The sequence below is a fragment of the Xanthomonas sp. CFBP 7698 genome, assembly GCF_003600855.1.
Lineage (GTDB): Bacteria > Pseudomonadota > Gammaproteobacteria > Xanthomonadales > Xanthomonadaceae > Xanthomonas > Xanthomonas cannabis.
Genome location: NZ_PRDN01000006.1, coordinates 102,116 through 116,675, shown reverse-complemented (window position 1 = coordinate 116,675; position 14,560 = coordinate 102,116). Strand labels below are relative to the sequence as shown.

At 66.6% G+C, this 14,560-nt stretch carries 13 protein-coding genes; 7 read left to right on the top strand and 6 right to left on the bottom strand.

Going from position 1 to position 14,560, the window contains the following annotated elements:
- Positions 1 to 31 precede the first annotated feature (31 nt).
- The 3 genes from XnspCFBP7698_RS18955 (at position 32) to XnspCFBP7698_RS18945 (ending at position 3,992) form a co-directional block, all read left to right on the top strand.
- Positions 32 to 847 carry a class III extradiol ring-cleavage dioxygenase gene (locus tag XnspCFBP7698_RS18955; RefSeq protein WP_047696437.1) on the top strand — a complete coding sequence of 272 codons (816 nt, stop codon included), beginning with the start codon at positions 32 to 34 and terminating at the stop codon, positions 845 to 847.
- A 114-nt stretch (positions 848 to 961) separates the two neighbouring features.
- Positions 962 to 2,206, top strand: a complete 1,245-nt coding sequence (locus XnspCFBP7698_RS18950; RefSeq protein WP_039405785.1) for a putative DNA modification/repair radical SAM protein — start codon at positions 962 to 964, stop codon at positions 2,204 to 2,206.
- A gap of 346 nt (positions 2,207 to 2,552) precedes the next feature.
- On the top strand, positions 2,553 to 3,992 hold the full coding sequence (locus XnspCFBP7698_RS18945) for a UdgX family uracil-DNA binding protein (protein WP_123137653.1): 1,440 nt from the start codon (positions 2,553 to 2,555) through the stop codon (positions 3,990 to 3,992).
- Between the two features lie 464 nt (positions 3,993 to 4,456).
- Here XnspCFBP7698_RS18945 and XnspCFBP7698_RS18940 read toward each other — a convergent pair whose 3' ends face one another.
- On the bottom strand, positions 4,457 to 5,014 hold the full coding sequence (locus XnspCFBP7698_RS18940) for a fasciclin domain-containing protein (RefSeq protein ID WP_199680233.1): 558 nt from the start codon (positions 5,012 to 5,014) through the stop codon (positions 4,457 to 4,459).
- 484 nt (positions 5,015 to 5,498) lie between these two features.
- Here XnspCFBP7698_RS18940 and XnspCFBP7698_RS18935 point away from each other — a divergent pair, with 484 nt between their 5' ends.
- The 3 genes from XnspCFBP7698_RS18935 (at position 5,499) to XnspCFBP7698_RS18925 (ending at position 9,274) form a co-directional block, all read left to right on the top strand.
- The gene (locus XnspCFBP7698_RS18935; RefSeq protein WP_039405778.1) at positions 5,499 to 7,136 is read left to right on the top strand and encodes a Na+/H+ antiporter; all 1,638 of its coding nucleotides are present in this window, start codon (positions 5,499 to 5,501) and stop codon (positions 7,134 to 7,136) included.
- A 435-nt stretch (positions 7,137 to 7,571) separates the two neighbouring features.
- Positions 7,572 to 8,516: an ABC transporter ATP-binding protein gene (locus tag XnspCFBP7698_RS18930; RefSeq protein ID WP_104579484.1), complete on the top strand. Its 945-nt coding sequence runs from the start codon at positions 7,572 to 7,574 to the stop codon at positions 8,514 to 8,516.
- On the top strand, positions 8,513 to 9,274 hold the full coding sequence (locus XnspCFBP7698_RS18925; RefSeq protein ID WP_047696421.1) for an ABC transporter permease: 762 nt from the start codon (positions 8,513 to 8,515) through the stop codon (positions 9,272 to 9,274). Before XnspCFBP7698_RS18930 ends, XnspCFBP7698_RS18925 begins: the two co-directional genes overlap by 4 nt.
- A 519-nt stretch (positions 9,275 to 9,793) precedes the next feature.
- On the opposite strand, the gene XnspCFBP7698_RS18915 is transcribed toward XnspCFBP7698_RS18925, so the two are convergent.
- Positions 9,794 to 10,060: a DUF3297 family protein gene (locus tag XnspCFBP7698_RS18915; RefSeq protein WP_047696423.1), complete on the bottom strand. Its 267-nt coding sequence runs from the start codon at positions 10,058 to 10,060 to the stop codon at positions 9,794 to 9,796.
- A gap of 163 nt (positions 10,061 to 10,223) precedes the next feature.
- Here XnspCFBP7698_RS18915 and XnspCFBP7698_RS18910 point away from each other — a divergent pair, with 163 nt between their 5' ends.
- On the top strand, positions 10,224 to 10,775 hold the full coding sequence (locus XnspCFBP7698_RS18910) for a hypothetical protein (RefSeq protein WP_047696425.1): 552 nt from the start codon (positions 10,224 to 10,226) through the stop codon (positions 10,773 to 10,775).
- A 321-nt stretch (positions 10,776 to 11,096) separates the two neighbouring features.
- Here the strand turns inward: XnspCFBP7698_RS18910 and XnspCFBP7698_RS18905 are convergent, their stop codons facing one another.
- The 4 genes from XnspCFBP7698_RS18905 to motA form a co-directional block, all read right to left on the bottom strand.
- Positions 11,097 to 11,381, bottom strand: a complete 285-nt coding sequence (locus XnspCFBP7698_RS18905; RefSeq protein ID WP_104579483.1) for a DUF4031 domain-containing protein — start codon at positions 11,379 to 11,381, stop codon at positions 11,097 to 11,099.
- Positions 11,382 to 11,389: 8 nt separating this feature from the next.
- Positions 11,390 to 11,983 carry a hypothetical protein gene (locus XnspCFBP7698_RS18900; RefSeq protein ID WP_104579482.1) on the bottom strand — a complete coding sequence of 198 codons (594 nt, stop codon included), beginning with the start codon at positions 11,981 to 11,983 and terminating at the stop codon, positions 11,390 to 11,392.
- A gap of 474 nt (positions 11,984 to 12,457) precedes the next feature.
- Positions 12,458 to 13,657 (bottom strand): flagellar motor protein MotB, encoded by a 1,200-nt coding sequence (gene motB, locus XnspCFBP7698_RS18895; RefSeq protein ID WP_104579481.1) that lies wholly within the window; start codon positions 13,655 to 13,657, stop codon positions 12,458 to 12,460.
- A 10-nt stretch (positions 13,658 to 13,667) separates the two neighbouring features.
- Complete coding sequence (motA, locus tag XnspCFBP7698_RS18890) at positions 13,668 to 14,522, bottom strand: flagellar motor stator protein MotA (RefSeq protein ID WP_039405757.1); 855 nt, start codon at positions 14,520 to 14,522, stop codon at positions 13,668 to 13,670.
- Between the last annotated feature and the right edge of the window lie 38 nt (positions 14,523 to 14,560).

Here is a 14,560-nt window from a genome sequence, read left to right as displayed (position 1 = left end):
TGCGCATCAGCCTGGGCGCATGGAGTTGCGCATGAGCCGCCTGCCGTCGTTGTACATCTCGCACGGATCGCCCATGACGGCGTTGCAGCCGGGCCAGGTGGGGCAGCGGCTGCAGGAACTGCGTCAGCAGCTGCCGCGGCCGCGCGCGATCATCGTCGCCAGCGCGCATTGGCTGGGCCGTCGCCCGCTGGTCAGCGGTGCAGCGCGGCCGCAGACCATCCATGACTTCGGCGGTTTTCCTGCGCCGCTGTATGCGCTGGACTATCCGGCGCCGGGCGAGCCGGCATTGGCGCAACAGGTCGTGCGCCGCCTGGAGCAGGCCGGGCTGCATCCGCACCTGGACCCGCAACGCGGTTTCGACCACGGCGTCTGGGTGCCGCTGCGCCTGCTGTACCCGGCGGCCGACATCCCGGTGGTGTCGGTGTCGATCCAGCCCGAGCTCGGGCCGGCGCACCAGTTCGCGCTGGGCCGCGCGCTGGCGCCGTTGCGCGACGAAGGCGTGCTGGTCATCGGCTCCGGCAGCATCACCCATAACCTGCACGACTTCGGCCAGGGCTACAGCGCCGAGCGCGAAGCGCCCTACGTGCGTCCCTTCATCGCATGGACCGAGCGCGCACTGGCGGACAACGACATCCCGGCATTGCTGGACTACCGCCGCCAGGCACCGTTTGCAGCGCGCGCACATCCCAGCGACGAGCATCTGCTGCCGCTCTACGTCGCGATGGGTGCGGCCGGGGGCGACCAGCTCGGCGCGCAGCGCATCGATGCCGGCATCGATGCGGGCTTTCTGGCGATGGATCTCTATCGCTTCGATGGCGCCGCGGCCACCGCGGCCACCGCAGTCTGACCGGGCCGCAGGACGGTGCCGGCGTGTGCGCCGGCAGCGCTGCGCTCTGAAGCGTTCACGATCGGCTGCTGCGCAGTCTCATAGGCTGAGACGCCCCAGCCGCATGCTGCTTGCGTGAAAATCCTCGACAAGCTCGCCGTCCTTGCCGACGCCGCCAAATACGACGCCTCCTGCGCCTCCAGTGGCGCGAACAAGCGCAACTCGCTCGGCACCGGCGGGATCGGCAGCACCGAGGGCATGGGCATCTGCCACTCGTACACGCCGGACGGCCGCTGCGTGTCGCTGCTGAAGATCCTGCTGACCAACTTCTGCGTGTTCGACTGCGCGTACTGCGTCAACCGCGTCTCCAGCAACGTGCGCCGCGCACGTTTCACGCCCGAAGAAGTGGTCACGCTGACGCTGGACTTCTACAAGCGCAATTACATCGAGGGCCTGTTCCTCTCCAGCGGCATCATCCGCAACTCCGACTACACCATGGAGCAGCTGGTGGAAGTGGCGCGCCAGCTGCGCGAAGAGCATCACTTTGCCGGCTACATCCATCTCAAGACCATTCCCGATGCAGCGCCCGAACTGCTGGCGGCGGCCGGCCGCTATGCGGACCGTCTGAGCATCAACGTGGAGTTGCCCACCGAGCAGGGGCTGACCCAGCTGGCACCGGAGAAGAGCGTCGGCGGCATCCGCTCGGCCATGGGCGAGCTGCGCTGGCGCATCGAAGAAAACCAGCTCGAACGCAAGGCCGAAAAGGTACGCCGGGCCAAGCCGCCGCGGTTTGCCCCGGCAGGGCAGAGCACGCAGATGATCGTCGGTGCCGATGATGCCAACGACCGCAGCATCCTGGACACCAGCCACAACCTGTACGGCAATTACCGCATGCGGCGGGTGTATTACTCGGCCTTCAGCCCGATCCCCGATGCCTCGTCGAAGCTGCCCTTGCAGGCACCGCCGCTGCAGCGCGAGCACCGGCTCTACCAGGCCGACTGGTTGCTGCGCTTCTACGAATTCAGCGTGGAAGAAATTGCGCCCGCGCAGTCCAGCGGCATGCTCGATCTGGACGTGGACCCCAAGTTGGCATGGGCATTGCGCAACCCGGAGCGGTTTCCGGTGGATCTGAATCAGGCGCCGCGCGAGATGTTGCTGCGGGTGCCGGGGCTGGGCACCCGCAACGTGGAGCGGCTGCTGTTGTCACGGCGGCACGCGCGGTTGCGGGTGGGCGACCTTGCCCGCTTGCGGGTACCGATGAAGAAGCTGCTGCCGTTTGTGAGTGTGCTGGATCATCATCCGCGGCAACGCCTGGACGACCCGGTGCGCCTGCGTGCGCAGCTGGCGCCTGCACCGCGGCAGGCGAGCCTGTTTGAGTGATGCCTCATCGTCGGCAGGGCGCCGCCTTCTCCCCGGACGAGGGTGCCCGACGGGCGGATGAGGGGCAGGCCGCTCGCCGGACGTGCGGCGCACGGCCGTGTGTTGGCGCAGCAACATGGCGCTGCCTTGCAAATTCCCGCTCCCGTCATCCCACGCTCTGCCCCAGGCGCTGCGGCACCTGGCGGCGTGGGGCGCTGCTGCGTCAAGGCGGGTTGGGACAGCAATCTCAGGGGCGGGCGCAGTCACGGTCGCGGAGCAGCGCTGGCGGCATCGGGTACAGCCGCGTCGGAGGCTGGTTGGCCAGTGCGCGTTGCTGCGTGGGAACCAGGATGATCGGGTGTGAGTGATGTTCAGCGCTGAGGTGGATCCACCGTGGAGTTTCGAGGCGTGGCGTGCCTTGGCGCGGGCCGGCTGGTGTGCGCAGGTCGAGCCGGATGACGTGGCATGGAACGGCGGGGCGCAGGGCGGGTTGCTGATGGGGCAGCGGCTGCAGGACCTGCCGGTGGTGGTGGCACCGCCACGGGTGTCGGCGGACTTCATGCAGTTGGCGGCGTCGGTGCTATGCCATCGTGACCCGCAGCGGCATGCGGTGTTGTATCGGTTGCTGTGGCGGATCGCCTCCGGCGAGAAGGCGCTGCTGGAGCGCGCCACCGACGTGGATGTGCATCGTTTGCGGCAATGGCAGAAAGCGGTGCAGCGCGATACCCACAAGATGAAGGCGTTTGTGCGGTTTCGCCGCCTGCCGGGCGAGGTGGAGGATTTCGTTGCCTGGTTCGAGCCCGATCACTGCATCGTGGACCGCGTCGCCCCGTTTTTTGCGCGGCGGTTTGCCGGCATGCAGTGGGCGATCCTGACGCCGTATCGCAGTGTGCGCTGGGATGGCGAGGCATTGTCGTTCGGCGAGGGTGCGGTGCGGACGCAGGTGCCCGCCGACGATGCGCAGGAAGCCCTGTGGCGCACCTATTACGCGCATATCTTCAATCCGGCGCGGCTCAATCCCACCATGATGCGGCAGGAGATGCCGCAGAAATACTGGAAGAACCTGCCCGAAGCGGCACTGCTGCCGGAGCTGATCCGCGAAGCCGGCGTACGGGTGCGCGAGATGGCCGAGCGCGCGCCCGAGCCGGTGCGACGGCGGGTGCCGGTGGCACCCGTACCAGCCGTGGAAGTGGCAACCCAAAGCCTTGCGCAGCTGCGTGTGGCAGCGCGCGATTGCCGGCGCTGCGAGCTGTGGCAACCGGCCACCCAGACCGTGTTCGGCGAAGGGCCGGACGATGCAGCGGTGATGGTCATCGGCGAGCAGCCGGGCGACGAAGAGGACCTGAGTGGGCGTCCGTTTGTCGGCCCGGCCGGGCGTCTGTTCACGATGGCATTGGGCGAGTTGGGTGTGGACCGCACGACCTTCTACGTGACCAATGCGGTCAAGCACTTCCGGTTCGAGCAGCGCGGCAAGCGCCGCCTGCATCGCAACCCGGAGCGTTCGCATGTGCAGGCCTGCAGCGGCTGGCTGCACGCCGAACGCGCGCAACTGCGGCCGGCGCATATCGTCTGTCTGGGGGCGACGGCCGCACAGGCGGTGTTGGGAAGCCGCTTTCGCTTGATGCAGCAGCGCGGCCAGTGGCAGGTGCTGGATGATGGCACGCCGGTGCTGGCCACCGTGCATCCCTCGTGGGTCCTGCGGCAAGGCTCGGAGGCCGCGCGCGAGGAAGGCTACCGCGGCTTTGTCGACGACCTGCGCCAGCTGCTGCATGCACCGGTCGCCGCAGATCGCACGGTGAGGACATAAAAGATGCGCGTGCATCTGCACGCGCATGGTGTCGGAGAACGATGACACCAATCGGGGCCACTGGCGAACCGGTGGTCCCGCACCGCCGCTTCGCGGTGTGGTGGCGCCGCCCGACGTCTGGTGCCCGGACGCGTGCGGATTCGCTGTTCACTCGTGTCTATGTGTCGTAGCGGGAAGCGGACGCGATGGCGCCGGAGTGCAACGCCATCGCATCCAGACAGGTCACTCAAGTGCAGCCAGTGGCTGCTGAGCCGTCATCGAATGGTGTCGGGATCAGCGCTTACCACCAGTGCGCTCCGGTTTGGAGCGCATCTGTCGGGACACCCACAACCGCCGGATGCTCATTACGATTGAATTCCCTGAAAGTGCCGCATGCACGGTCGGCGTCGACCATCGACGGAACGTGGCTCCGTTCCGCCGGTGACGTCGCGCGCAAGCCACTTGCAGGCGTGCAGCAACTGCCGTTACGGCATCAACACCTTGTCGATCACGTGGATCACGCCGTTGCTCTGGTTGACATCGGCGATGGTGACGGTGGCGGTATTGCCCTTGGCGTCGGTGAGGGTGACCTTCTTGCCATTGAGCTTTGCGGTGAGCGGCTCGCCCTGCACCGTGGTCAGCGGGGCGCTGCCGCCGCCGGCCTTGATCTTGGCAATCAGCGCTGCGGCGTCCACCTTGCCCGGCACCACGTGATAGGTGAGCACCTTGGTCAAGGTCGCCTTGGACTCGGGCTTCAGCAAGGTGTCCACCGTACCGGCCGGCAGTGCGGAAAACGCCGCATTGGTCGGCGCAAACACGGTAAACGGGCCCGGACCCTTCAAGGTCTCGACCAGGCCGGCGGCCTTCACTGCGGCAACCAACGTGGTGTGATCCTTGGAGTTGGCGGCGTTGTCGACGATGTCCTTGGTGACCAGCATCGGCGCACCACCCACCGTCGGGTTGGACGCAGCGTAAGCAGGAACCATCGCGCTGGTCAGGGCAATGGCGGTAGCAATGGCAAGCGACTGCAGTGACGTCTTCATGAGGCATCGATCCTTTGGGTTGGCGATCGCCTGGATGGCAACCGTAGGGTCAATACGCCTGCCGCTGCGGGCCGGATGCATCACGTGGTCTTGATGTTCATTACGGGGTTTGGCGTGGTGAGTGCGGCGTCAGGAACAACGTGAATCGCTTCGCCTGGCTGTCGACGCGATGGCTGCTGGTCGCGTGTGCAGCATCAGGTGCGCTGCCGCCGGTTGCCCGATTGGTATCGGTGTTGCGTGGCCTGTCTCACGTCTCGGGATGCGGCAGTCTCCGCAGCATTGGCGGACTGTTCGTATCCGGGCGCTGCGCAGGTCACCTGCGATCGCGTGGCCGAGGACAGGCGGCGCGATGGGCTGGCAGGGCCGAATTGATCGCGCCTGATGGTTTCATCACCGGTTGCAAACCGGTATGTTCCCGTCAGTGCGTTGTTGTGCGTCGCAAGATGATGCCGCACGTGTGGCCGTTTCTTCTTCCGGGTTTTACATGCATTCGATCGATGTCGTCCTCGCCATGTTGCTGGCGGTCGCGGCCAGCGGTTATCTGATCCGCATCCTGCCGTTCTCGCTGCCGTTGCCGTTGGTCCAGATCGCGCTGGGCGCGGTGGTCTCCGGTGTGTTCGATGCCGGGCACGAGCTGGAACCGGAATTGTTCTTCCTGCTGTTCCTGCCGCCGCTGCTGTTCCTGGACGGCTGGCGCATTCCCAAACAAGGCCTGTTCCGCGACAAGGCGGCGATCCTGGAGCTGGCGCTGGGCCTGGTGGTGTTCACGGTGATCGGTGCCGGCCTGTTGATCCATTGGCTGATCCCGGCCATGCCGCTGGCGGTGGCGTTCGCGCTGGCAGCCATCATTTCGCCGACCGACCCGGTGGCAGTGTCCTCGATCGCCTCCAAGGTGCCGATTCCCAAGCGCCTGATGCACATCCTGGAGGGCGAGTCACTGCTCAACGACGCCTCCGGCCTGGTGTGCTTCCAGTTCGCCGTGGCCGCGGTGTTGACCGGCACGTTCTCGGTGGCGACCGCTTCGCTCACCTTCCTGTGGGTGGCGCTGGCCGGGTTGGCGCTGGGCGTGGCCACCACCTTCGGCCTGAGCCGGATCCAGGCCTGGATCTGGCGCCATTTCGGCGAGGAGCCCGGCTCGGCGATCCTGGTCAACCTGCTCACGCCGTTCGCCGCGTACCTGCTGGCCGAAGCCTTCCACGCCTCCGGAATCCTGGCCGCGGTGGCCGCCGGCATCACCATGAGCTACGTGGAAATGGCCGGCAACGCGCCGGGCAACATGCGCCTGCAGCGCTCGGCGGTGTGGGACACGGTGCAGTTCACCTTCAACGGCATCATCTTCGTGCTGCTGGGCGAGCAGTTGCCGGGCATCCTGGACGGGGCGGTGCGCAGCGTGCAGGAGGCCGGGCACCTCAATCCGTGGTGGCTGGCGGTATACGTGGCCACCATCAGCACCAGCCTGATGGCGCTGCGCTTTGTGTGGGTGTTCCTGTCGCTGCGCTGGAACATCTTCAAGGCGCAACGGAGGGGCGAGGCGCATGTCAGCCCGCCCTGGCGAATCGTGGTGGCGGTGTCGCTGGCGGGCGTGCGCGGGGCGATCACCCTGGCCGGCGTGCTGACGCTGCCGCTGATGCTGGAAGACGGCTCGCCGTTTCCGGCCCGCCAGCTGGCGATCTTCCTGGCGGCCTCGGTGATCCTGGTCTCCTTGCTGGTGGCCAGCGTGGCATTGCCGCGACTGTTGCGCGGGCTGGAGTTGCCGGAAGAAGAAGACGAACAGCAAAAGGAAGACCTGGCCGTCAAGGCCGCCTCGCAAGCGGCCCTGGAGGCGGTGGAGAAGCTGCGCCAGCGGCTGGTGGAAGACAGCGCGCATGCCGAGCGCTACAACGCCGCCGCCAACCAGGTTAGTCAGCGTTACCAGCGCAAGCTGGGTGCCGTGGACATGGCCGAAACCGATCCGGAAGAGGCCGGCGCCTACGAGCAGGCCTTGCGCCAGTTCCGTCACACCGCCCTGGTGGCCGAGCGCAACGAGCTGTTCAAGCTTGCGCGCCGTCGCGAGATTTCCGACGACCTGTCGCGGCGGCTGGTGCGCAACCTGGACCTGATCGAGTCGCGCAAGCGCGCGTGAGCGCGCGGGAATGGGGATTCGGGAATAGGGAATCGCAAAAGCCAGGGCAATGTCCACGGCCATCGTAGGAGCGCACCCGGGCGCGACCGGGCTGTCCCGACACACGTCCAGGCGTGCGCCGGCTCGCGAATCGGAAATCGCAGCGGCCATGGCAATGTCCACGGCCATCGTAGGAGCGCACCAGGGGGCGAGAGGCGTTCTCTGGACAGCCCCCGTCGCGCCCAGGTGCGCTCCTACGACACCATGCGCGCCCCAAGGATGTAAGCATCGCCGCCCTTGAGCCGACGCAACGCGCAACCTGCCGGTCTGTCCGTGTGTAGCGTGCACCAGGCACCAGGCAAATCACGCGTCGGGAGACACCATCCCATCAGCCCCCCTCCCATCGTCACGGCACAGCGCCTACCCTGTGGCGCTTCTGGTCCCCGTGCACAACCCATGACGCCCATCGTTTCCATCCAGGGAGTGAGCAAGACCTACGCCGGCGGTTTCCAGGCGCTCAAACAGGTGGATCTGCAGATCCAGCGCGGCGAGATCTTCGCGCTGCTTGGCCCCAACGGTGCCGGCAAGACCACGCTGATCAGCATCATCTGCGGGCTGATCAACCCCAGCACCGGCACCGTGCTGGCCGATGGTCACGACATCGTGCGCGACTACCGCGCGGCACGTGCCAGCATCGGTCTGGTGCCGCAGGAGCTGGCCACCGATGCCTTCGAAACGGTGTGGGCCACGGTGCGTTTCAGCCGCGGGCTGTTCGGCAAGCCGGCCAACCCGCAGTACCTGGAAACGGTGCTGCGCGAGCTGTCGCTGTGGGACAAGCGCAACAGCAAGATTTCCACATTGTCCGGCGGCATGAAGCGACGCGTGCTGATCGCCAAGGCACTGGCGCACGAGCCGCGCATTCTGTTCCTGGACGAGCCCACTGCCGGCGTGGACGTAGAGCTGCGCCACGAGATGTGGCAGATGGTGCGCCGGCTGCGCGAGCAGGGCACCACCGTCATCCTGACCACCCATTACATCGAAGAAGCCGAAGACATGGCCGACCGGGTCGGGGTGATCAACCGCGGCGAGCTGGTACTGGTGGAAGACAAGCACACGCTGATGCGCAAGCTCGGCAAGAAGCAGCTCAGCCTGAGCCTGCAATCGCCGCTGCAGGCGGTGCCGGCCGGGCTGGCGGATCTGCCGCTGGAGTTGTCGGCCGACGGCAGCAGCCTGATCTACACGTTCGACACGCAGGCCGAGCAGACCGGCATCGGGGCAGTGTTGCGTCGGCTCAACGAGCAGGGCATCGACTTCAAGGACCTGCATTCCAGCGAGAGCTCGCTGGAAGAGATCTTCGTCACCCTCGTGCATGGCGCCCGTCAGCCGGAGATGCGCGCATGAACATGCATGCGATTGCCGCGATTTATCGCTTCGAAATGGCGCGCGCATTCCGCACGCTGACCCAGTCGATCGCCTCGCCGGTATTGTCGACCTCGCTGTATTTCGTGGTGTTCGGCGCAGCCATCGGCTCGCGCATGGGGGATATCGACGGCATCAGCTACGGGGCCTTCATCATTCCCGGCCTGGTGATGCTGTCGTTGCTCAATGAGAGCATCTCCAATGCCTCGTTCGGCATCTACATGCCGCGCTGGGCCGGCACCATCTACGAGGTGCTGTCCGCGCCGGTGGCATGGTGGGAGATCGTGATCGGCTACGTGGGCGCGGCGGCCACCAAGTCGGTGATGCTGGGCTTGCTGATCCTGCTCACCGCACGGCTGTTTGTCCCATACGAGATTGCGCATCCGGTGTGGATGCTGGGCTTTCTGGTGCTCACCGCGCTGACCTTCAGCCTGTTCGGCTTCATCATCGGCATCTGGGCCGACGGCTTCGAGAAGCTGCAGGTCATCCCGCTGATGGTGGTGACGCCACTGACCTTTCTGGGCGGCAGTTTCTATTCGATCAACATGCTGCCGCCGGTGTGGCAGAAGGTCACGCTGTTCAACCCGGTGGTCTACCTGATCAGCGGGTTCCGCTGGAGCTTCTACGGCAAGGCCGACGTGCACATCGCGGTGAGCACCGGCATGACGTTCCTGTTCCTGCTGGTGTGCCTGGGCGTGGTGGCGGCGATCTTCCGCAGCGGCTACCGGCTCAAGGCCTGAGCGGGTCGCGTGTGCGGTGTCCTCACCGCTTGCTGGCTGTTTGATCAAAAGCCATGCGCACCGACCAACGTGACTGGTCCTTGTCCGCTCACCGTCGCGGGATCGTGAGCGGCATGGGTGCCGCGCCAGAGCCTCCAGGGACGGATCCACGGCGTGTCCTGCGATGGTGGGCGGGCAAGGGCCCTGCAGCACACGCAAAGACGTCGAGTGCGCGGTGCCCTCACCGCTCGCGGGACACGCCGTTAACCCGTCCATGGGGGCTCGTTGGCGGCATCCATGCCGCCAACGGTCCCGCAATCGGTGAGGACACCGCACCAGACAGTTGGCTGGTGGTTTGTTGAAGAGCGAGTACATNCGCTCACCGTCGCGGGACCTTGAGCGGCATGGATGCCGCGCCAGAGCCTCCAGGGACGGATTCACGGCGTGTCCCGCGATGGTGGGCGGGCAAGGGCCCTGCAGCCGAGTCGCAGCTCAGCAGCTTCGCAATAGAACAACGTGAAGTCGTTTAGTCAGCCGCGCTTACTCGGCAGCAGGCGCGGCGTCGTTCTTGGTGTCCAGGTAATACGCCACCACCTCGCCCTTGATCTTCATCGTCATCGGATTGCCGCGGCGGTCGCGGGCCTTGCCGACCTGCACCTTGATCCAGCCTTCGCTCACCGAATATTCCTCCACGTTGTCGCGTTCGATACCGTTGAAGCGCACGCCGATGCCGCGGTTGAGGGCGTCGGCATCGTGGAACGGACTACGTGCGTCGATGGCCAGGTGATCGGGAGGGGTATCGCTCATGGGGAAGGCGCTATGACGGGCCGGATGGCCGTCTTCGGTCGCACAGGATACGGACCTGCGCCGGGAAGACCAGCCCTGCTGGCGCAGCGGCGGGCCGGCCTCGGTTTGCTTGCGCCGCCGCAGGCCTCACACTTGGCGCCTGCAATCCTTCAGCGAGACCGCCATGCCCGACAACAGTGCCGATTACGAAGACGACGAAGGCCTGCAGCCCGAAAGCGACGAAGACGATGTCGACGACCATCCGGCGCGGGTCTGGAATCTGCTGGTGTTGATCAACCCCGGCGACGAAGACACCGCGCTGGCCCAGTTCGATGCCTGGCGCGAAGCGCAGGCCGATGCAGACGACGGCGACGGCGACGATGCGTGGCTGTGGACGCTGAAAGACGTCATCGACTGGCGCTCGGGATTCTATGTGGACTGGAAGGACACCGACTCGTTCATCGCCGCCATCGACGAACTCGGCGCGCGCTGGAACCTGCGCATCGACTGGGGCGGCGACCTGGACGACGAAGACTTCGCCCGCGATCTCGACGTGCCCGACTTGATGGCCGTGGCGTTCGACCGCCTGCGCGAACACGGCTACTCGCTGTGGAACTGGAACACCGGCGGCGACGCCTATGCCGGCTGGATCGCCCTCAGCCGCGACGACGACGCCATGCTGGCGCTGACCTCGTTGCTGGGCGTGGAAGTCCGGCTGGGCAACGAGGCATTTTGAGGGCCGGGAGTAGGGGATCGGGATTGGGGATTTGCAGCAGCGGTCTTTGAGTATGTAGGTCTGGTCGGGCCGCGGTGGCGCGCGTTGCCGGCGGAAGCACGCCAAGCGCGTGGGCAGGTAGGGTCTGGCGGGCATGCATTGTCCGCGGTCCCGCGGTTACCACGTAGGAGCGCGCTTGCGCGCGATCGGGCGTTACCGGGACAGCGCCTCGCGCTCGGGCGCGCTCCTGCAAGGGAGTGCCGTCATGGTGCAGGCACGCCGCCAGTCAGGCCGCGGCCGCCGACGTTGCCAATCCCGAATCACCAATCCCAAATCCCCGCCTCAAGGCGCCTCGCCCCGCGCCTGCGCACGCGCATTGGCGATCAAGGCCTTGAGCAGGACGCGGTCGGTGTGGCGGGAAATGGGAATGGCGCCCAGGGCGATCGCCTCTGCGCGCAGCGGGGCGGGCACGTCGTAGTGCGCGCCGCTGAGTTTGTTCTGGAAGGCGCGGCGGGGAATGCCCAGCCGCGCCGCCATGGCATGCAGCTCGTCCAGCGTATCGCCGAGCAGGTGCGCCCAGCGCTGGTCGCGCCACAGGTGCACCGCATCGTCGACGTAGACGGCCATCTGCCGGGTCAGTCCTGCTTCTTGGACTTCTTCGGCTTCTTGCCGGCGCTCTCGCTGTCGGCATCGTCCGCGACGGCGTCGGCGGCCTCGTCGCTGGTCGCCTCGTCTGCAGTGCTGTCGTCTTCGGCCGTCGCGGCATCTTCGGCAGCGTCATCGCCGTCGGCCGCAGGTGTTGCATCGGCGTCGTCGGCGTCTTCATCGCCGTCTTCATCCGCATCGGCGTTCTGGAACTCGGACACCAGCTTGGTCAGGTATTCCTCGGCGGTCTGGCCTTCGTCGGCGGCCAGGTCGTCGATCATCTGCTGCAGCTGGGTCGAATATTCCAGCGAGATGGTCTTGCCTTCGGCTTCCTGCAGGTTGGCCAGGTGCTTGAGCATGGCCAGCATCGGCACCGGGTTGTCGGCGCTGCCCATGGTCTGGCCGCCGATCGACAGCATCCACTCGCTGCCACCTTGCAGACCGATCGCCGCGACCACGCGGCCGTCGGCATCCTGCAGCACGGCATGGTTGCTGACCTGGGGTGCCTGGCCCAGACGGGCGAAGGGGCGCTTGGGTTGCTGCTTCTTGCGCTTGTCGCGCTTGGCCTTGGAATTACGGGACACGGTGTTCTCGACGCTGGGAATGGCCGGCCATTCTAGAGCGTGCGCCGCACGATGCGATGAGCAGCCGGCTTTGGGTGACCAGGCGCAGGCGGCCCCCGCCTGCTGTCGATCACAGTGTCGATCGTGATGCCGCGGCAATCCTCGCTCGCCGCGAGCCTGGATGAGGCGGGCAGCAGCGCCCATGGTCCGGCAAGCGCCGCACCTGCCAGGCCGGTGGCAGGGCGCCAGCCTGGCCTGCAGGGAAGACGTCGCGTGCGCCAGACCTCCCCATCGCCGGCCCCGCAGCAGGCGTGGAGATCGGGTTCGCCGCGTTGCCGATGGATTCGGCAAGGCACGTCTGGTGGACGGGCAACCAGAGCATGCCGCCGTCCAGGCACGTCAGCCGCAGATCACCGGCTCGACGACACCGCTGGCAGCGATAGGTCAGTCAAGCAGACCGGGCATGCATCTGGAACTCCAACCCCGGCCTCGCAATCAATGCGCTTCGACCGCCACGCGCGGCGCTGCCACGGCGGCTTCGGCGGCCTTGGCGAGTGCGGCGGCCGAGGCGACCTGAGCGCTGGTGGACACGCGCGGTGCCGCCGGGCGTGCGGAGGCGGTGCCCGGCAGGGGCGCGGGCGAGCCGCCGGCGGCGCCTGGCGCAGCCGCGGAGCCTGTCGCAGCCGCAGCCGCTGGCACCGTAGCGCCCAGCGTGGGGCCACTGGCCGGTGCACCCACCGTCGCGGTACCGGTGGCAGCGGCGCCGCTGAGGTCGGGCACCTGGGTGTCGGCGTCATGGACGGGCTTGCCCAGCGCCACGCCCTGGCCGGCGCCGGCCAGCGCCGCTTCTTCGGCGTCCTGGGTCATCACCACGATGCTGATGCGGCGGTTGATCGGGTTCTGCGGGTCGGTCTTGTCGAACAGCACCGAGGACGACAACCCCACCACGCGGGTCACCTTGGCATCGGCCATGCCACCGCCCACCAGCGCGCGGCGTGCGGCATTGGCACGGTCGGCGCTGAGTTCCCAGTTGGTGTAGCCGGCATCGCTGCTGTAGGCGGTGGTGTCGGTGTGACCGGTGATGCTGATGTGGTTGGGCACCTGATTGATGAAGCTGGACAGCTCGCGCAGGATGTCCACCGTGTACGGCTTGAGCTGGTCGCGGCCGATATCGAACATCGGGCGGTTCTGCTTGTCCACGATCTGGATGCGCAGGCCATCGGGCGTGAGATCCAGCAACAACTGGTCCTTGAACGGCTCCAGCGCCTGGCTCTTGTCGATGGCCTCTTTGAGGTCCTGCATCAACGCTTCCAGGCGCCGCTTGTCCTTGGCGCGGCTGTCCACGTCGGTGTCGGCCGCGTTGTCGCGCTTGCGGCCCATTTCGTCCTTCTGCCCCTTGGCCATGTCGGCGGTGCCGCCGAGCTTGATCATCGAGGTGCTGGCGCCGCCAGGGCCATTCATGCCCGGCGAGGGCGCCGGCGACTTGCCGGACAGCGGGCTGGGGTTGCGGAAGTATTCGGAGATCGCCGCGCGTTGCTCCTTGGTGGTGGCGGCCATCAGCCACAGCACCAGGAAGAAGGCCATCATCGCGGTTACGAAGTCGGCGAACGCCACTTTCCAGGCGCCGCCGTGATGGCCGCCGCCCTGCACCTTCTTGACCCGTCGGATGACGACGGTGGATTTGCCCTCGGCCATGACCGCGGTCCTACTTGATCGTCTTCAGGTGCGTTTCGAAATCGCCGAAGCTCGGACGCACGTTGGAGGGCAGGGTCTTGCGCGCAAATTCCAGCGCAATCTTGGGGTTGTAGCCGCGCAGGCAGGCCAGCAGCGCGGTCTTGACCGCCTCGTAGATGCGCCCGTCCTGCTCGGCACGCGCTTCCATCGCCGCCGACAACGGCGACACGAAGCCGTACGCCAGCAGGATGCCCAGGAAGGTGCCCACCAGCGCGGCGCCGACGTGGTGGCCGATCTCTTCGATCGGCCCGCCGATCGAGCCCATGGTGATCACGATGCCGAGCACTGCCGCCACGATGCCGAAGCCGGGCAGGCCGTCGGACACCTTGCTCAGCGCATGCGCCGGCGCCAGGGCCTCGTGGTGGTGCTTTTCCAGTTCCAGTTCGAGCAGCGGTTCCAGTTCGTGCGGCTCGATGTTGCTGCCGATCATCAGGCGCAGGCAGTCGGTGATGAAGTCCAGCAGGTGATGGTCGGCCACCACCTTGGGGTAATTGCCGAAGATGGTGCTGTCCTGCGGCTTTTCGACGTGGTCTTCCAGCGCCATGAAGCCGTCGCGACGGGCCTTGTTCAGCAGCTCGTAGATCAGGCTCAGGGTGTCCTTGTAGTCGTCTGACTTGTACTGCGGGCCCTTGAACACGCCCAGCACGCCGGTCAGCGTTTCCTTGACGATCTTGCCCGGCGTACTGACCAGGAACGCGCCCAGGGCCGCGCCGCCGATGATCATCAGCTCGTACGGCTGCCACAACGCACCCAGCTTTCCGTGCGACAGCACATAGCCGCCGAGGACGCTGACGATGACGACGATGAAGCCAACGATGATGAGCATGGCGAAGCCGAAAGCAATCTGGGAGTGCTAGTGGTTTC